General features: G+C 67.2%; 12 protein-coding genes. 5 read left to right on the top strand and 7 right to left on the bottom strand.

The window, feature by feature from the left end:
• Window positions 1-21: 21 nt before the first annotated feature.
• Window positions 22-1,398 (bottom strand): ATP-dependent RNA helicase DbpA, encoded by a 1,377-nt coding sequence (gene dbpA / locus ACSYHF_RS08340; RefSeq protein ID WP_053501266.1) that lies wholly within the window; start codon window positions 1,396-1,398, stop codon window positions 22-24.
• Between the two features lie 102 nt (window positions 1,399-1,500).
• Window positions 1,501-2,580, bottom strand: coding sequence for a YeiH family protein (locus tag ACSYHF_RS08345; RefSeq protein ID WP_164263342.1), 1,080 nt, complete (start codon window positions 2,578-2,580; stop codon window positions 1,501-1,503).
• Between the two features lie 102 nt (window positions 2,581-2,682).
• On the opposite strand from ACSYHF_RS08345, the gene ACSYHF_RS08350 reads away from it, so the two are divergent.
• Window positions 2,683-3,558 (top strand): LysR substrate-binding domain-containing protein, encoded by an 876-nt coding sequence (locus ACSYHF_RS08350; RefSeq protein ID WP_095377735.1) that lies wholly within the window; start codon window positions 2,683-2,685, stop codon window positions 3,556-3,558.
• 410 nt (window positions 3,559-3,968) lie between these two features.
• Window positions 3,969-5,843: an ATP-binding cassette domain-containing protein gene (locus ACSYHF_RS08355; RefSeq protein WP_111187551.1), complete on the top strand. Its 1,875-nt coding sequence runs from the start codon at window positions 3,969-3,971 to the stop codon at window positions 5,841-5,843.
• Window positions 5,844-5,996: 153 nt separating this feature from the next.
• Here the strand turns inward: ACSYHF_RS08355 and ACSYHF_RS08360 are convergent, their stop codons facing one another.
• Window positions 5,997-6,458 (bottom strand): c-type cytochrome, encoded by a 462-nt coding sequence (locus tag ACSYHF_RS08360; protein ID WP_069137842.1) that lies wholly within the window; start codon window positions 6,456-6,458, stop codon window positions 5,997-5,999.
• A 9-nt stretch (window positions 6,459-6,467) separates the two neighbouring features.
• Window positions 6,468-6,851 (bottom strand): c-type cytochrome, encoded by a 384-nt coding sequence (locus ACSYHF_RS08365; RefSeq protein ID WP_005416219.1) that lies wholly within the window; start codon window positions 6,849-6,851, stop codon window positions 6,468-6,470.
• A 205-nt stretch (window positions 6,852-7,056) separates the two neighbouring features.
• On the opposite strand from ACSYHF_RS08365, the gene ACSYHF_RS08370 reads away from it, so the two are divergent.
• Genes ACSYHF_RS08370 through ACSYHF_RS08380 form a run of 3 tightly spaced genes read left to right on the top strand, consistent with a single transcriptional unit; the run spans window position 7,057 to window position 14,803 of the window.
• On the top strand, window positions 7,057-8,202 hold the full coding sequence (locus ACSYHF_RS08370; protein WP_005416220.1) for an efflux RND transporter periplasmic adaptor subunit: 1,146 nt from the start codon (window positions 7,057-7,059) through the stop codon (window positions 8,200-8,202).
• The gene (locus ACSYHF_RS08375; protein ID WP_447576233.1) at window positions 8,199-11,720 is read left to right on the top strand and encodes an efflux RND transporter permease subunit; all 3,522 of its coding nucleotides are present in this window, start codon (window positions 8,199-8,201) and stop codon (window positions 11,718-11,720) included. The genes ACSYHF_RS08370 and ACSYHF_RS08375 overlap by 4 nt, the downstream gene beginning before the upstream one ends.
• Window positions 11,717-14,803, top strand: coding sequence for an efflux RND transporter permease subunit (locus ACSYHF_RS08380; protein WP_065195931.1), 3,087 nt, complete (start codon window positions 11,717-11,719; stop codon window positions 14,801-14,803). The genes ACSYHF_RS08375 and ACSYHF_RS08380 overlap by 4 nt, the downstream gene beginning before the upstream one ends.
• 180 nt (window positions 14,804-14,983) lie before the next feature.
• Here ACSYHF_RS08380 and ACSYHF_RS08385 read toward each other — a convergent pair whose 3' ends face one another.
• Genes ACSYHF_RS08385 through ACSYHF_RS08395 form a run of 3 tightly spaced genes read right to left on the bottom strand, consistent with a single transcriptional unit; the run spans window position 14,984 to window position 17,641 of the window.
• Window positions 14,984-16,204 (bottom strand): TraB/GumN family protein, encoded by a 1,221-nt coding sequence (locus ACSYHF_RS08385; protein ID WP_088123866.1) that lies wholly within the window; start codon window positions 16,202-16,204, stop codon window positions 14,984-14,986.
• Window positions 16,205-16,208: 4 nt separating this feature from the next.
• The gene (locus tag ACSYHF_RS08390; RefSeq protein ID WP_005416225.1) at window positions 16,209-16,739 is read right to left on the bottom strand and encodes a GNAT family N-acetyltransferase; all 531 of its coding nucleotides are present in this window, start codon (window positions 16,737-16,739) and stop codon (window positions 16,209-16,211) included.
• Between the two features lie 14 nt (window positions 16,740-16,753).
• Window positions 16,754-17,641 carry a carbon-nitrogen hydrolase gene (locus ACSYHF_RS08395; protein ID WP_005416226.1) on the bottom strand — a complete coding sequence of 296 codons (888 nt, stop codon included), beginning with the start codon at window positions 17,639-17,641 and terminating at the stop codon, window positions 16,754-16,756.
• Window positions 17,642-17,693: the final 52 nt, after the last annotated feature.

The following is a 17,693-nucleotide window of genomic DNA, read 5'->3' on the forward strand; positions in this document are numbered from 1 at the left end:
TGGTTGGCAACCCGGCTTCAATCACATCATCCGCACGCGGAAGCGACGGCCCTTGATCTTGCCGGCTTCCAGCCTGGCGACGGCCTTGTTGGCCTGTTCACGCGCGATCGCCACGTAGGAGCGGGTCGGGAAGATCGCGATCTTGCCGATGAACTTGCTCGACAGGCCGGCATCGCCGGTCAGTGCGCCGAGGATGTCGCCCGGGCGCAGCTTGTCGGTCTTGCCGCCGTCAATCCGCAGGGTGCGCATCGCCGCCTGCGGCAACTCGGCCGGGCGCGAGGTCGCCAGTGGCGTCTTCTGCCAGTCCAGTGGCTGACCCAGCTGTGCTTCGATGGCTTCGGCGCGGGTCTTCTCGCGGCCGGCCACCAGGCTGATCGCCAGGCCGCTGGCACCGGCGCGACCGGTACGGCCCACGCGGTGCTGGTAGCTCTCCACGTCGGTCGGCAGTTCGTAGTTGATCACCGCCGCCAGCTCTTCCACGTCCAGTCCGCGCGCGGCGACGTCGCTGGCGACCAGCACGTTGCAGCTGCGGTTGGCCAGCCGCAACAGCACTTCCTCACGGTCGCGCTGCTCCATGTCGCCGTGCAGGGCGAGTGCGGAGAAGCCGAACTGCTGCAGCGAGTTGGCCACTTCGTCCACGTCCTTGCGGGTGTTGCAGAACACCACCGCCGATTCCGGCGCGTACTTCAGCAGCAGGCCGGCCAGCGCCTTCTGGCGATGCGCCGGTTCCACCTCGCAGAACAGGTGGCGGATGGCCGGTGCCTGGTCGGCACCTTCCACGGTCACCTCCACCGCGTCGCGCAGCAGGTCACGCGCCATGGCGCGGATGCTGTCGGGGAAGGTGGCGGAGAACAGCAGGCTCTGGCGATCCCTGTGGGTGCGGCCGGCGATCTCGCGGATCGGCTCCTCGAAGCCCATGTCGAGCATGCGGTCGGCCTCGTCCAGCACCAGCGTGCGCACCGCGCCAAGATTCAGCGCGCGCTTGCGTGCCAGCTCCTGCACGCGGCCGGGCGTACCCACCACCACGTGCGGGTCGTGGCCTTCCAGCGAGGCCAGCTGCGGGCCCAGCGGCACGCCGCCTACCAGCAGCAACAGCTTCAGGTTGGGAATGCCGGTGGCCAGCTTGCGGATCTGCTTGCCGACCTGGTCGGCGAGTTCGCGGGTCGGGCACAGGACCAGCGCCTGCACGCGGATCAGGCTGGGGTCGACGGCCTGCAACAGGCCCAGTCCGAAGGCGGCGGTCTTGCCGCTGCCGGTCGGCGCCTGTGCGATCACATCGTGGCCATCGAGGATGGCCGGCAGGCTCTGCGCCTGCACGGGGGTGAGGGTGGTGTAGCCGAGGGCGTCCAGGCCGGGCTGCAGGGCCGGGCTCAGCGGCAGGGTCGAGAAGTCAGTCATGGCGCATTGTACCTGCCTGCGCGGCAGCGCCCGTCCTGGGCCGCCATCCACGCATGGCGTGGATCTACGGGTGGGTGCCGACCGTTGGTCGGCACGCCCTGCTCAGCCCAGCACCGCCAACACACCCTGGTGGATCGCCAGGCCACCGAACAGCAGCCAGGCGAACAGGATCAGCGCCAGCAGCAGTGGCTTCAGGCCGGCCTGGCGCAGCGCCGAGACATGGGTGGTCAGGCCCAGCGCGGCCATCGCCATCGCCAGCAGCACGGTATCCAACTGCACCAGCCCGGCCTGCAGGCTGGCCGGCAGCAGGTGCAGTGAATTGAAACCGGCCACTGCCACGAAACCGAACGCAAACCACGGCACTACGATGCGCGCCTTGCTGCCGTCGGCGCTGGCCTTGCCGCCACGCGCCAGCCACAACGACAACACGACCAGGAACGGCGCCAGCAGCATCACCCGCACCATCTTGGTGATCACCGCAGTATCGGCGGCGGCTTCGCTGACCGTGCGGCCGGCGGCCACCACCTGCGCCACTTCGTGCACCGTCGCACCAGTGAACAGGCCGTACTGCCGCGCGTCCATCGCCAGCCAGCCGTGCGACTGCACCAGCGCATACAGCGCCGGGTACAGGAACATCGCCAGCGTGCCGAACACCACGACGGTAGAAACCGCGACAGTGACCTGCGCAGCGCGGCCACGCACCACCGGTTCGGCGGCCATCACCGCTGCCGCACCGCAGATCGCGCTGCCGGCGCCGATCAGCATTGCCGCCTCGCGTTCCATCTTGAACACACGTACGCCCAGCCAGCAGGCCAGGCCGAAGGTGCTGGCAACCACCAGCACGTCCATCAGCACGCCGCTGACGCCGACATGGCCGATGTCCTGGAAGGTCAGGCGCAGGCCGTACAGCACGATGCCGGCGCGCAGCAGCCAGTGCTTGGAGAAGCCGACACCGGCCGCGCTGCTCGGCGCCAGCCGCGGGTAGAGGGTGTTGCCGACCACGATGCCGGCCACGATGGCGACGGTCAGTGCACTCAGGCCATGCGCCTGCAACCAGGGAAGCTCGGCCAGGTACAGCGATGCCGCCGCGATCAGGCCCACCAGCAGAAGGCCGGGCAGGCGCGGCTGCCAGCGTTGGCGCAGGGCGGGCAGGGACCAGGAGGAGAGAGCGGGGGCGTTCATGGCAGGGGTAGGGCTGTAGTGACGGGGCAAGCGTGCGCCTTCGTCCATGACCTGTAAAACGAATAATATGGGTGAAACCTACCTATCAAGCGGGTAAATGCCATGCGCTTGACCTTGCGCCAGCTGCAAGTCTTCGTCGCAATCGCCGACCACGGCAGCACCACCGCCGCCGGCCAGGCCATCGCGCTCTCGCAGTCGGCCAGCAGCGCCGCCCTGCAGGAACTGGAGGCGCACTTCGGTACGCCGCTGTTCGACCGCATCGGCCGTCGCCTGGCGCTGAACGGGCACGGCCGCGCACTGCTGGAGCCGGCGCGCACCCTGCTGGTCAATGCCGCTGATCTGGAGCGGCAGCTGGCCGCCGGCGGAGACCCGTCGCAAGGGGCACCGCTGCGGTTGGTACTGGCCGCCAGTACCACCATCGGCAACTACCTGCTGCCGCAGCGCATCGCTGAACTGCTGCGGCAGGCGCCGCAGGCCGAAGTCGACCTGCGCATCGACAACAGTGCTGGCGTAGTCGCCGCCGTGCAGCGCCTGGACGTCGACGCCGGCCTGATCGAAGGCCCGTGCCATGAGCGCGGTTTGCAGGTCACGGCCTGGCAGCAGGATCCGCTGGTGATCGTCGGCGCCGCCGACGCCCCCCCGCGCTGGTCGCTGGACGAACTGCGCCGTGCCCGCTGGCTGCTGCGCGAACCCGGCTCCGGCACCCGCGAAGCAGTGGAACAGGCGCTGTTGCCGCACCTGCGCGGCTTCGCCCAGACCCTGCAGCTGGGCAATACCGAAGCGATCAAGCAGGCCGCCATCGCCGGTCTCGGCCTGGCCTGCCTTTCCCGCCACGCGCTGGAAGAGCCGCTGGCCCTGGGCCGGCTGCGCGTGCTGGAGACCCCGCTGCCGCCCCTGCAGCGCACCCTGTGGTTGGTACGGCATCCCGGCAAGCAGTGGCTGCCGGGGTTGCAGGCGTTGCTGGGGGACGTGGAGTAGCAGGGATCGGTCTTGCACTGCGCGAATTCCACGAAGGGGTCAGAGCCCGTTGCGCAGCAACGGGATCCGACCCCGACAGATCGACAGGCCTTGCAGCGCTCATCCACGCGTGGCCTGGATCTGCCGTGTCGACCAAGGTCGCCACCCACCCGCGCAGAATGCCGTTCCGACAGATCGCGGGAAACTGTCAGAGGCGGGGCGGTGTGGGTCTGCAGGACCGTTGGCGCCATGGATGGCGCCATCGAGCCCCCAAGGAGGGGTTTACGGCGTGTCCTGCAGACCCGCACCGCCCCGGCATCCCACAGGAAACCAGCTTTTGACGTTGCCGTTGAAGTTGCCGGCCAGCGGCCGGCACTACCGCCGGTGCCGGGTGCAACCCGGCCGACGCCCCCAACCCGTACAATATCCGGATGCCTCTGATTACTCTGCAGAACGTCGACTTCAGCGTCGGCGGCCCGTTGTTGCTGGAAAAGGCCGAACTGTCGATCGAGCCGGGCGAACGCATCGCCTTGATCGGCCGCAACGGCGCCGGCAAATCCACCCTGCTCAAGCTGCTGTCCGGCGATCACAAGCCCGATGACGGGGAAGTCCGCGTGCAGCAGGGCGTGCGCGTCACCCGCCTGGAGCAGGAAGTGCCACATGGCGCCGCCGGCTCGGTGTTCGACGTCGTCGCCGATGGCCTCGGTGAACTGGGCCAGTGGCTGGCCGAATTCCATCACCTGAGCCACGCCGAAGTATTTGATGGCGAAGCACTGGGCAACGTGCAGGCCAAGATCGACGCCGCCAACGGCTGGGGCCTGGATCAGCGCGTCAGCGAAACCCTGACCAAGCTCGACCTGGACGGCGAAGCCGAGTTCGGCCGCCTGTCCGGCGGCATGAAGCGCCGCGTGCTGCTCGCCCGTGCGCTGGTGTCCAGCCCCGACGTGCTGCTGCTGGACGAACCGACCAACCACCTCGATATCGAAGCCATCGACTGGCTCGAAGCGTTCCTGAAGGGTTGGAGCGGCAGCGTGGTGTTCGTTACCCATGACCGCCGCTTCCTGCGTGCACTGGCCACCCGCATCGTCGAGATCGACCGTGGCCAGGTCACCAGCTGGCCGGGCGACTGGGCCAACTACGAGCGTCGCCGAGAGGAGCGCCTCAACGCGCAGGCGCAGGAAAACGCGCGCTTCGACAAGCTGCTGGCGCAGGAAGAAGTCTGGATCCGCCAAGGCATCAAGGCGCGCCGCACCCGCGATGAGGGCCGCGTGCGCCGCCTGAAGGCGATGCGCGTGGAGCGTTCGCAGCGCCGTGATCTCAGCGGCAACGTCAAGATGGAAGCCGCACAGGGCATCAGCTCTGGCAAGAAGGTCATCGACGTCAAGGATATTTCGTTCGCCTTCGGTGAGCGCACCATGGTCCGCGACTTCACCACCACCATCATGCGCGGCGACCGCATCGGCCTGATCGGCCCCAACGGCAGCGGCAAGACGACGCTGCTGAAGCTGCTGCTGGGCGAGCTGCAGCCGGCCAAGGGCGAAGTCAACGCCGGCACCAACCTGCAGATCGCCTATTTCGACCAGTACCGCGCGGTGCTGCGCGAAGACTGGAGCGCGATCGAGAACGTGGCCGAAGGCCGCGATTTCCTCGAGTTCAACGGCAAGCGCAAGCACGTGCATGCCTACCTGCAGGACTTCATGTTCACCCCGGAACGCGCGCGTGCGCCGATTACCCGCCTGTCCGGTGGAGAGCGCAACCGCCTGCTGCTGGCCAAGCTGTTCGCGCAGCCGTCCAACCTGCTGGTGATGGACGAACCGACCAACGACCTTGACGTGGAAACCCTGGAGCTGCTGGAAGAGCTGCTGGGCGAGTACACCGGCACCCTGCTGCTGGTCAGCCATGACCGTGACTTCATCGACAACGTGGTGACCTCCACGCTGGTGATGGAAGGCGACGGCGTGATCGGCGAGTACGTCGGTGGCTACAGCGACTGGCAGCGTTATGCGGCCAGCATCGCGGCGCCTGCCTCGGTCCCCGCAGCCCAGCCGCCGGCCGCCGCCCCGGCCGCTGCCCCCCCGGCTGCCCCCAAGCGCAAGCTGGCCTACAAGGAAGCACGCGAGCTGGAGCAGCTGCCGAAGACCATCGAGAAGCTGGAAGGCGACGTCGAAGGGTTGACCTCGGCGATGAACGACCCGGCGTTCTATACCCGCAGCAGTGCGGAAGTGACCGCGCACACCCAGCAGCTGGCCAAGGTGCAGGCCGAGCTGGATGCCGCGTACGCGCGCTGGGAAGAGCTGGAAGGCTGAGTATCGGTCGGCGCCAAGTGCGCCGATTGATCGGATGAAGAATCAGTAGATCCACGCCATGCGTGGATATGCGGATCTGTGCGGACCAACGGTCCGCACCCACCAATCAACGGTCCGTGCGGACCAGGGTCCGCACCCACCGGGGGCCGGCCGTCATTTGACCCCGTGCAGATCCCGCAACTGGCTCGGCCGGCTACCGAAATACGCGGCCAGATCGGCGATGTCCTGATCGCTCAGGTCCTTCGCCTGCGGCGTCATCAGCGCATGCTGGCGGTCGCCGGCGCGGTAGGCCTGCAGCGCATGCGCCAGATAGTCGCCGTACTGCCCACCCAGCTTCGGATAGGTCGGATCGATCGGCGCATTGCCATCGGCCCCGTGGCAGTCGATGCAGCTCTGGTTGGTGGCCTTGCCCTTCACCTTGGCGCGGGCTTCACCGGCGGCCTCGTGGCCTGCCGGCAGGCCAGCGGAGGACGAAGAGCCGTGTTCGCCGCTGGCATGGCCCGGGTCGGCGGCGGATTTCTCGCTGTTTTCCACCTGCGACTGCGAACAGGCCGCCAGCAGCAGGGCAACGGACAGGGCGATGGCGTGACGCATCGGATGCGCGGCTTTCGACATGGGCGGGCCTTACTTGACGGTGGACAGGTAAACAGAGAGATCGGCGATCTCCTGTTCGCTGAAACTCATCGACTGTGCCTGCATCGTCGGATGCCGGCGCTTGCCCTGGCGGTACTCGGTCAGGGCCTGGGCCAGGTACTGCTGGGTCTGGCCGCCGATCTTCGGCACCCGGTAGCTGGGGTAGGCGTTCTTGTAGCCGGTGATGCCGTGGCACCCCTGGCAGGTGTAGGCCAGGACACGGCCATTGTCGAAGTTGCCGGTGGGCGTGGCAGGCGCCGGCGCGGCGGCAGGCGCCGGGGTGGGTGTGGCAGGAGCGGGAGCGGGCTGTGCGGCGGCCCCAAGGGGCAGGAGGACGGCCAGAGCGAGACAAGCGGCGAGCGGCTGCGGGCGCATGGTGTCGTTTCCGGGGATTCGGGTCTGGTCGTTCCGGCGTGGGGTACGGAACGACCCGAGTATAGCCTCAGGTTTCATCTAGCTGAAATGGGGGCGGGCCGACCAGCGGCGTGAAGACACCATGACCTTTGGGATATGGTGTTGCCGTGAAGTGGTGCATTACTTTGCTACCACACCTGTCCACGCATCCTCCAGGGACCTGACGATGTCGCACCCAACCTTCCTGTCCGGCCGTCGCAGCGGAATCTGCGCTGCCGCACTGCTGATCTCCACCTCCCTGCTGCTGGGCGGTTGCGCCGCAGGGCCCAATTCCGAAGCCAAGGCTGCCGAGACCAAGGAGGAGAAGAAGGTCGACGCAGTCCCGGTCGAAGTGGCGGTGGCCAGCCATCGTGCGGTCGCAGCCAGCTACACCGGCACCGCGGCGCTGGAGCCACGTGCAGAGTCGCAGGTGGTCGCCAAAACCTCCGGCGTGGCCTTGGCGGTGCTGGTCGAGGAAGGGCAGCGGGTCACCGCCGGCCAGCCGCTGGTGCGGCTGGACCCGGACCGCGCGCGCCTGGCCGTGGCGCAGAGCGAAGCGCAGATGCGAAAGCTGGAAAACAACTACCAGCGCGCACAGAAGCTGGTCGGCCAGCAGATGGTCAGCGCTGCCGATGTCGACCAGCTGCGCTACGACCTGGAGAACGTCCGTGCGCAGTACCGCCTGGCTACGCTGGAGCTGTCCTACACCACGGTCGTGGCACCGATCTCGGGTGTGATCGCCTCACGCTCGATCAAGACCGGCAACTTCGTGCAGATCAATACACCGATCTTCCGCATCGTCGACAACTCGCGGCTGGAGGCCACGCTCAACGTACCCGAACGTGAGCTGGCCACCCTGCGTGCCGGCCAGCCGGTGACGCTGGCGGCCGACGCACTGCCGGGCCAGAGCTTCACCGGCACCGTTGACCGCATCGCGCCGGTGGTGGACTCGGGCAGCGGCACGTTTCGCGTGGTCAGTGCCTTCGATGGCGCCGCCCACGCGCTGCAGCCCGGCATGTTCGGCCGCATCCGCATCGATTACGACCAGCGTGCCGATGCGCTGGTGGTGCCGCGCCTGGCGTTGCTCGATGACGGTGAACCTGCGGTGTTCCGCGTGCGCGAAGGCAAGGTCGCACGCATTCCGGTCAAGCTGGGTTACGCCGAGGGCCCGTGGGTGGAGATCCGTGATGGCCTGGCGGCCGGTGATCAGGTGGTCACCGCCGGCAAGGTCGCCCTGCGCGACGGCACCACGGTGCAGGTGATCGCCGATCCGAAGGCGAAGGCGGTCGCGGCGGCCGCCAAGCCCGCAGACAAGGCCGGGAGCAAGCAATGACTGCCCCGGGCCACGACCACGGTGCCTCGCCGGCGAGCGACGGCGCCGCCGCCGGCATGCGCGGCGGCCTGGTGGAATTCGCCACGCGTCGCCGTGTGACCATCGCCATGTGCACGGTCACGCTGCTGCTGTTCGGCCTGATCGCGCTCGGCAACCTCAAGGTCAACCTGCTGCCCGACCTGAGCTACCCGACGCTGACCGTGCGCACCGAATACACCGGTGCGGCGCCGACCGAAATCGAAACCCTGATCACCCAGCCGGTTGAAGAAGCGGTGGGCGTGGTCAAGAACCTGCGCAAGCTGAAGTCGGTCTCGCGCACCGGCCAGAGCGATGTGGTGCTGGAGTTCGCCTGGGGCACCAACATGGACCAGGCCAGCCTGGAGGTGCGTGACAAGATGGAAGCGCTGAACCTGCCGCTGGAGGCCAAGGCTCCGGTGCTGCTGCGCTTCAATCCGTCCACCGAGCCGATCATGCGCCTGGTGCTGTCGAACAAGACGGCGCCGACCAGCGATGCCGATGCGGTCCGCGAGCTGACCGGCCTGCGCCGCTATGCCGATGAAGACCTGAAGAAGAAGCTGGAGCCGGTCACCGGCGTGGCAGCAGTGAAGGTGGGCGGTGGCCTGGAAGACGAGATCCAGGTCGACATCGACCAGCAGAAGCTGGCGCAGCTGAACCTGCCGATCGACACCGTCATCAAGCGCCTCAAGGACGAGAACATCAACATCTCCGGCGGCCGCCTGGAGGAGGGCTCCCAGCGCTTCCTGGTGCGTACCGTCAACCAGTTCGCTGACCTCGAGGAAATCCGCAACCTGCTGGTGACCACCCAGGCCGCCAATGGCAGCGCAGCCGACTCGGCGTTGCAGCAGATGTTCAACATCGCCGCGTCGACCGGATCGGCTGCAGCCATCGCGGCGGCGTCGGCGGCACAGAGCGCATCGTCCGGTGGTGGCTCCAGCGTGGTCGCCAATGGCGTGCCGGTACGCCTGAAGGACGTGGCCACGGTGCGGCAGGGCTACAAGGAGCGTGAAGCGATCATCCGCCTGGGCGGCAAGGAATCGGTCGAGCTGGCCATCTACAAGGAAGGCGACGCCAACACCGTGTCCACCGCCGAAGCGCTGCGCAAGCGCCTGGAGCAGATCAAGGGCACGTTCCCGTCCGATGTCGAGCTGACCGCCATCGAGGACCAGTCGCGCTTCATCGAGCACGCCATCGCCGACGTCAAGAAGGACGCGGCGATCGGTGGCCTGCTGGCAATCCTGATCATCTTCCTGTTCCTGCGCGATGGCTGGAGCACGTTCGTGATCAGCCTGTCGCTGCCGGTCTCGATCATCGCCACGTTCTTCTTCATGGGCCAGCTCGGCCTGAGCCTGAACGTGATGTCGCTGGGAGGCCTGGCATTGGCCACTGGCCTGGTGGTGGATGACTCGATCGTGGTGCTGGAGAGCATCGCCAAGGCCCGCGAGCGTGGCCTGGGCATCCTGCAGGCGGCGATTGCCGGCACCCGCGAAGTGAGCATGGCGGTGGTTGCCTCAACCCTGACCACCATCGCCGTGTTCCTGCCGCTGGTGTTCGTCGATGGCATCGCCGGGCAGCTGTTCCGCGACCAGGCGCTGACCGTGGCGATCGCCATCGCGATCTCGCTGCTGGTGTCGATGACCCTGATCCCGATGCTGAGCTCGCTGAAGGGGCGGCCACCGCTGGCGTTCCCGGAAGAGGCGCCGAACGAAGCGTGGCAGCCGCAGAAGCGCTGGCAGAAGCCGGTCGCGCTGGGCCGCCGTGGCGTGGTTGCCAGCGTTCGCTGGAGCTTCTATGCGCTGGCCTGGCTTGTCGTGCGCGTGTGGCGTGGCGTGGTGGCAGTGGTCGGCCCGGTGATGCGCAAGGCCAGCGACCTGGCGATGAAGCCCTATGCAGGCGCCGAGCGAGGCTACCTGCGCCTGCTGCCGAGTGCGCTGGCGCATCCCGGCAAGGTGCTGGGCGTGGCAGCCATCATCTTCGTGGCGACCATGGCGCTGGTACCGATGCTTGGCGCGGACCTGATTCCGCAGCTGGCGCAGGACCGGTTCGAAATGACGGTGAAGCTGCCGGCCGGCACGCCGCTGAAGCAGACCGATGCGCTGGTGCGCGAGCTGCAGCTGGCGCACGGCAAGGGGGAGGGCGTGGCCTCGCTGTATGGCGTCAGTGGCAGCGGCACCCGGCTGGATGCCAGTCCGACCGAAAGCGGCGAGAACATCGGCAAGCTGACTGTGGTGATGGAAGGCGGTGGCAACGCGCGCACTGAAGCGGCAATCACCGAACGCCTGCGCGGCACCATGAGCCAGCACCCGGGCGCCCAGGTCGACTTCGCGCGGCCGGCGTTGTTCAGCTTCTCCACGCCGTTGGAAATCGAACTGCGCGGGCAGGACATGGCGACCCTGGAAGTGGCCGGCCAGCGCTTGGCGGCGATGCTGCGTGGCAATGCGCACTACGCCGACGTGAAGTCGACGGTGGAAGAGGGCTTCCCGGAAATCCAGATCCGCTTCGACCAGGAGCGCGCGGGTGCGCTGGGCCTGACCACCCGCCAGATCGCCGACGTGGTGGTGAAGAAGGTGCGCGGCGACGTCGCCACCCGCTACAGCTTCCGCGATCGCAAGATCGACGTGCTGGTGCGTGCCCAGGAAGGTGACCGCGCCAGCGTCGAGAGCATCCGCCGGCTGATCGTCAATCCGGGCAGCACCCGCCCGGTCACCCTTGACGCGGTGGCCGACGTGGTCGCCACCACCGGACCCAGCGAGATCCATCGTGCCGACCAGACCCGGGTGGCGGTGGTATCGGCCAACCTGCGCGACATCGACCTCGGCGCAGCCATGCGCGAAGTGCAGCAGATGGTGGCCGAGCAGCCGCTGGGTGCGGGCGTTGGCCTGCACATCGGTGGCCAGGGCGAGGAGCTGGCGCAGGCGGCGAAGTCGCTGATCTTCGCCTTTGGTTTGGCGATCTTCCTGGTCTACCTGGTGATGGCCTCGCAGTTCGAGTCGCTGCTGCACCCGTTCGTGATCCTGTTCACCATCCCGCTGGCGCTGGTCGGCGCGATCCTGGCGCTGATGCTGACCGGCAAGCCCATCTCGGTGGTGGTGTTCATCGGCCTGATCCTGCTGGTCGGCCTGGTCACCAAGAACGCGATCATCCTGATCGACAAGGTCAACCAGCTGCGCGAAGCCGGCGTGGCCAAGCATGAGGCGCTGGTGGAAGGTGCGCGTTCGCGCCTGCGCCCGATCATCATGACCACGCTGTGCACGCTGTTCGGCTTCCTGCCGCTGGCGGTGGCGATGGGTGAGGGTGCCGAAGTGCGCGCACCGATGGCGATCACCGTGATCGGCGGCCTGCTGGTGTCGACCCTGTTGACGCTGCTGGTGATCCCGGTGGTGTACGACCTGATGGATCGTCGCGGCGACGCCTACTACCGTGAGCGCGGCCGCAAGCACGCCGGTGAAGGCCTGCACGGCAACGAAGGCGGCACGGCAGGTGTGGAGGAGCCGGCATGAGCGTTGCCGAGTTCTCCATCCGCCGCCCGGTCACCACCATCATGTGCTTCGTGTCGCTGGTGGTGATCGGCCTGATCGCTTCGTTCCGGCTGCCGTTGGAGGCGCTGCCGGACATCTCCGCGCCGTTCCTGTTCGTGCAGATCCCATACACCGGTTCGACCCCCGAGGAAGTGGAGCGGACCATCATCCGCCCGGTCGAGGAGTCGCTGGCGACGATGACCGGCATCAAGCGCATGCGCTCATCGGCCACCTCCGAGGCGGCGCTGATCTACATCGAGTTCAGCGACTGGGACCGCGACATCGCCATTGCCGCGTCCGACGCGCGCGAGCGTATCGATGCGATCCGCAGCGACCTGCCCGACGACCTGCAGCGCTACAACGTGTTCAAGTGGTCCAGCAGTGACCAGCCGGTACTGAAGGTGCGGCTGGCCAGTACCACCGACCTGACCACTGCCTATGACATGCTCGACCGTGAGTTCAAACGGCGCATCGAGCGTATTCCCGGTGTGGCCCGCGTCGATATCACCGGTGCACCGCCGAACGAGGTGGAGATCGCCATCGATCCGAACCGGCTCAACGCGCATGGGTTGAGCATCAACGAGCTGAGCGAGCGCCTGCGCACGCTGAACTTCTCGATCTCGGCCGGTCAGATCGACGACAACGGCCAGCGCGTGCGCGTGCAGCCGGTGGGCGAGATCACCGACCTGCAGGAGATGCGCGACCTGGTGATCAACGCCAAGGGCCTGCGCCTGGGCGATATCGCCGACGTGCGCCTGAAGCCGGCGCGGATGAACTACGGGCGCCGTCTGGACGGCAACCCGGCGGTGGGCCTGGATATCTTCAAGGAGCGCAGTGCCAACCTGGTGGACGTCTCGCGTGCGGCGCTGGCCGAAGTCGAGGCGATCCGCGCGCAGCCGTCGATGCGCGACGTGCAGATCAAGGTGATCGACAACCAGGGAAAGGCGGTGACCTCGTCGCTGCTGGAGCTGGCCGAAGCCGGTGCGGTCGGCCTGATCCTGTCGGTGACGGTGCTGTTCTTCTTCCTGCGCCATTGGCCGTCGACGCTGATGGTGACCCTGGCCATTCCGATCTGCTTCACCATCACCCTGGGCTTCATGTACTTCGTCGGGGTGACGCTGAACATCCTGACCATGATGGGCCTGCTGCTGGCCGTGGGCATGCTGGTCGACAACGCCGTGGTGGTGGTGGAGAGCATCTACCAGGAGCGCGAGCGCATGCCGGGGCAGCCACGGCTGGCCTCGATCATCGGCACCCGCAACGTGGCCATCGCGCTCAGCGCCGGTACGCTGTGCCACTGCATCGTGTTCGTGCCGAACCTGTTCGGCGAGACCAACAACATCAGCATCTTCATGGCGCAGATCGCGATCACCATCTCGGTCTCGCTGCTGGCCTCGTGGCTGGTCGCGGTCAGCCTGATTCCGATGCTGTCCGCACGCATGGCCACGCCCAAGCTGGTGCACTCGCAGACCGGCCTGATCGCGCGGCTGCAGCGCCGCTACGCGCAGCTGCTGGACTGGTCGCTGCACCACCGCGGCTGGAGCCTGCTCGGCATCCTGCTGGTGGTACTGGTCAGCCTGCTGCCGATGAAGCTGACCAAGGTCGACATGTTCGGGGGCGAGGGCGGCAAGGACATCTTCATCGGCTACATGTGGAAGGGCGCCTACACCTACCGGCAGATGTCCGAGGAAGTGGCGCGCGTGGAGAGCTGGATCGACCAGAACCGCGAGCGCCTGCACGTGAAGCAGGTGTACTCCTGGTACAGCGAGCAGGAAGGCAGCTCCACGGTGGTCACCCTGGACGAGAAGTACGCCAAGGACATCAAGGCGCTGCAGGAAGAGTTGCGCAAGGGCCTGCCGAAGTCCGCCCGCACCGACTATTTTGTCGGCAACCAGGGCGGCGATGGCGGGGGTGGCGGCAACCAGGGCGTGCAGGTGCAGCTGGTGGGCGATTCCAGCTCGATGCTGCAGGAGATCGGCCAGGAAGTGGTGCCGTTGCTGGCGCAGCGTGCCGAACTGCGGGACGTGCGCATCGACAACGGCGAGAAGGGCGGCGAGCTGAAGGTACGCGTCGACCGTGAGCGTGCAGCAGCGTTCGGTTTCAACGCCGAACAGGTGGCCAGCTTCGTCGGCCTGGCGCTGCGCGGCGCACCGATGCGCGAGTTCCGTCGCGGTGACAATGAAGTGCCGGTGTGGGTGCGCTTTGCCGGCGCCGAGCAGAGCAGCCCGGAAGACCTGGCCGGTTTCAGCGTGCGTACCGGCGATGGCCGCAGCGTGCCGCTGCTGAGCCTGGTCACCGTGGACGTTGGTTCGTCGGCCACCCAGATCGGCCGTACCAATCGTCAGACGACATTGACCATCAAGGCCAACCTGGCCGGGAAGGTCACCGCACCGGACGGGCGCAAGGCGATAGAGGCCGTGCTCAAGCCGATGAACTTCCCGGCCGGCTACGGCTTCACCTTCGATGGCGGCGACTACGGCAACGATGATGAAGCCATGCAGCAGATGGTGTTCAACCTGCTGATCGCGCTGGTGATGATCTACGTGGTGATGGCGGCGGTTTTCGAGTCGCTGCTGTTCCCGGCGGCAATCATGAGTGGCGTGCTGTTCTCGATCTTCGGCGTGTTCTGGCTGTTCTGGATCACCGGCACCTCGTTCGGAATCATGTCCTTCATCGGCATCCTGGTGCTGATGGGCGTGGTGGTGAACAACGGCATCGTGATGATCGAGCACATCAACAACCTGCGGCGCAGCGGCATGGGCCGTACCCAGGCGCTGGTGGAAGGCTCACGCGAACGCCTGCGCCCGATCATGATGACCATGGGCACGGCGATCCTGGCGATGGTGCCGATCTCGCTGACCGACACGCAGATGTTCGGCAATGGCCCGGAGTACTCGCCGATGGCGCGCGCGATTGCCGGCGGCCTGGCGTTCTCGACCGTAGTCAGCCTGCTGTTCCTGCCGACGATCTACGCGGTGCTCGATGACCTGCGCAATGCCGTGACGCGGCTGATCCGCCGCGCGCGTGGAGTGGAGATGGTAGAGCCGGGCGCTGCCCGGCTGTAATGCACGTCAACGTGTTGTGGTGTGGGGGAGGCCGGTCGTAGTGGGGCGGCCTCCCCTTTTTTTTGCTCGCCGCGTCTGCTTGCCTCTGTAGAGCCGAGCCATGCTCGGCTGCTGTTCGCCGCGTTGCGGCGTCGCCCGAGCATGGGCTCGGGCGCTACAGATTCTGTGGCCGGTTGAGGCTTACCCCGCCACCTTTCCCCACACCTTGAACGTGGTCAGCCACAGGCCAAGCATGCTGCCGATGTTGGTCAGCATGAAGGTCAGCACCACGCGGGTAACGCGATTGCGGTACCAGCCCTTCAGGCTCTGCGCATCGTCGCGCAGCTTCAGGAAGTCCTCGTAGGCTGGCTTGCGCACACGCGCTTCCACCAGTGCCGAGAAGGCGCCGGTCGGGATGCTCAGGCGGAACGGCTTGAACGGGGCTACCGCGATCGCGGTGAGGATGCTCAGCGGGTGACCACCGGCCAGCAGGCAGCCCAGGCCGGCCAGGCCGCCGGTATACATCGCCCAGGTTGCCAGCAGCTCGGTGCCTACGCCCAGGCCGCCGCGGTAGAAGCCTACGCCGATGCCGGTCGCCACGATCGCCAGGATGCCCAGCGTGAACCACGGGATGTTGCGCTTCTTCGGCACCGCCTCCAGCTCGGCGCGCAGCGGCGCCGGTGCCTCGGTGTCGGTTTCCAGGTGGCGTGCCAGACCCGCCAGGTGGCCGGCTCCGACCACTGCCAGCACTTCGCGCTGGCGCGGGTCGTGTTCTTCGCGCAGGCGGGTGGCCATGTAGCGGTCGCGCTCGCCGATGATGGTTTCGTACAGCGCCGGGCTCTCGCTTGCGAACTCACCGAAGCTCGATTCCAGCATGTCGCCCTGCTTGAGCTTCTCGATCTCGTTCTCGCCCACTTCCTCGGACGAGAACAGGCCGGCGCCGAGGCCGGCAACCAGCTTCAGCTTGCCGAAGAAGCCCAGCCGTTGCGACGCGCGGCGGAAGGTCAGGCCAACCTCGCGGTCGATCAGGTGCACCGGCAGGTTGCGTTCGCGGGCGAGTTCCACCGCACGTTTCAGCTCGGCGCCGGGCTCGATGTCGAGTTGCTCGGCCAGGCGGCGCTGATAGGCGGACAGAGCGAGGTTGGCGGCGAACAGGGCGACGCGGCCCTTGCGGATCACCTCGACCAGGTCGAGCTTGGCGAGCGTGTCAGGGTCGCTCAGCGCCTGCAGGCGCTGCGGGTCCAGCTCGACGGCAACGGCATCGAAGCGGCCGCTGTCGATGGCTTTTTCAACGGCCTCGACGCTGGCGCGGGAGACGTGGGCGGTGCCCAGCAGGGTGTAGCGCACGCCGTCGCGTTCGACGACGCGCACCGGCTGGCCGGCGAACAGGTCGTCGCCGGTCTCGGGAAGGGTTTCGGTCATGGGTTCATTCATTGGAGGGTGCGGTGTCGGCGCCATCGCCGAGCGCGCGCTGCATCTGTACGGTGTCCAGCCAGCGGCCATGCTTGCGGCCGAGGCCACGGAACACGCCCACCAGCTCGAAGCCGAAGCGTTCGTGCAGCTTGATCGAGGCGGTGTTGGTCGGTTCACCGATCACCGCCACCATCTGCCGGTAGCCACGTGCCACGCAGGCGTCGATCAAGGCCTGCAGCAGGCCGGTGCCGACACCCTTGCCCTGGAACGCGGCATCGACGTAGACCGAGTTCTCCACGGTCCACTGGTAGGCAATGCGGGTGCGATAGGTGTTGGCATAGGCATAGCCAGCCACCTGGCCGTCGATCTCGGCGACCAGGTAGGGGAAGCCACGATCAATGATGTCGCGCATGCGGCGCAGCATCTCGGTCGCGTCCGGGATGTCGTACTCGTAGGTGTTGACGAAGTCAGTCACTTCCACCGCGTAGATGGCGGTGATCGCGTCGATGTCGGCCGGGCCGGCATCACGGATGAGGACGGCCATGCGCGGGCTCCGGCTCAGTCGATGTAGCGCTTGAGCAGGTCGCCGTATGCATCGATGCGGCGATCACGCAGGAACGGCCAGATGCGGCGCACATGCTCGCTGCGCTGCAGGTCGACGTCGCACAGCAGCACGGTGGCCTCGGTGCCGGCCTCGGCCAGGAACTCGCCCTGCGGGCCGAGCACGTGGCTGTTGCCCCAGAACTGGATGCCCGACGCGCCCAGCGGCGACGCCTCGTGGCCGACGCGGTTGCAGCTCAGCACCGGCAGGCCGTTGGCCACGGCGTGGCCACGGTGGCTCAGCACCCAGGCGTCGCGCTGGCGGGTCTTCTCGTCCTGCACGTCGTCCGGGTCCCAGCCGATCGCGGTCGGGTACAGCAGCAGCTCGGCACCGGCCAGCGCCATCAGGCGCGCCGCTTCCGGGTACCACTGGTCCCAGCACACCAGCACGCCCAGGCGACCCACCGACGTATCGATCGGCTTGAAGCCGATGTCGCCCGGGGTGAAGTAGAACTTCTCGTAGAAGCCCGGGTCGTCCGGGATGTGCATCTTGCGGTACTTGCCGAGCAGGCTGCCGTCCTTCTCGAACACCACGGCGGTGTTGTGGTACAGGCCGGCAGCGCGGCGCTCGAACAGCGAGCCGACCAGCACCACGCCATGCTTCTTCGCCAGTGCGCCCAGGCGCTCGGTGCTCGGGCCCGGAATGGATTCGGCCAGGTCGAATTCGTCCACCGATTCGTGCTGGCAGAAATACGGGCCGTTGTGCAGTTCCTGCAGCAGCACCAGCTTGGCACCCTGCGCAGCCGCCTCGGCCACGCGTGCTTCGATCACCGCCAGGTTGGCGGCGGCATCACCGTGGTTGCGCTCCTGGATCAGGGCGACGGTAAGGGGGCTGCGCGAGTTCATGCGGGGCGTTCCTGCGGGGGAAAACCTGCATGTTAGCGCGGATGGGTGGCGA

The organism is Stenotrophomonas maltophilia group sp. P373 (genome assembly GCF_053295075.1).

Excerpts from the sequence above, each read along its gene's own strand:
- ACSYHF_RS08360 (WP_069137842.1), bottom strand. The coding sequence starts at position 6,458 with ATGTCGAAAGCCGCGCATCCGATGCGTCACGCCATCGCCCTGTCCGTT.
- ACSYHF_RS08355 (WP_111187551.1), top strand. The coding sequence starts at position 3,969 with ATGCCTCTGATTACTCTGCAGAACGTCGACTTCAGCGTCGGCGGCCCG.
- ACSYHF_RS08380 (WP_065195931.1), top strand. The coding sequence starts at position 11,717 with ATGAGCGTTGCCGAGTTCTCCATCCGCCGCCCGGTCACCACCATCATG.
- ACSYHF_RS08350 (WP_095377735.1), top strand. The coding sequence starts at position 2,683 with ATGCGCTTGACCTTGCGCCAGCTGCAAGTCTTCGTCGCAATCGCCGAC.
- ACSYHF_RS08370 (WP_005416220.1), top strand. The coding sequence starts at position 7,057 with ATGTCGCACCCAACCTTCCTGTCCGGCCGTCGCAGCGGAATCTGCGCT.
- dbpA (WP_053501266.1), bottom strand. The coding sequence starts at position 1,398 with ATGACTGACTTCTCGACCCTGCCGCTGAGCCCGGCCCTGCAGCCCGGC.
- ACSYHF_RS08390 (WP_005416225.1), bottom strand. The coding sequence starts at position 16,739 with ATGGCCGTCCTCATCCGTGATGCCGGCCCGGCCGACATCGACGCGATC.
- ACSYHF_RS08345 (WP_164263342.1), bottom strand. The coding sequence starts at position 2,580 with ATGAACGCCCCCGCTCTCTCCTCCTGGTCCCTGCCCGCCCTGCGCCAA.
- ACSYHF_RS08385 (WP_088123866.1), bottom strand. The coding sequence starts at position 16,204 with ATGACCGAAACCCTTCCCGAGACCGGCGACGACCTGTTCGCCGGCCAG.
- ACSYHF_RS08395 (WP_005416226.1), bottom strand. The coding sequence starts at position 17,641 with ATGAACTCGCGCAGCCCCCTTACCGTCGCCCTGATCCAGGAGCGCAAC.
- ACSYHF_RS08375 (WP_447576233.1), top strand. The coding sequence starts at position 8,199 with ATGACTGCCCCGGGCCACGACCACGGTGCCTCGCCGGCGAGCGACGGC.
- ACSYHF_RS08365 (WP_005416219.1), bottom strand. The coding sequence starts at position 6,851 with ATGCGCCCGCAGCCGCTCGCCGCTTGTCTCGCTCTGGCCGTCCTCCTG.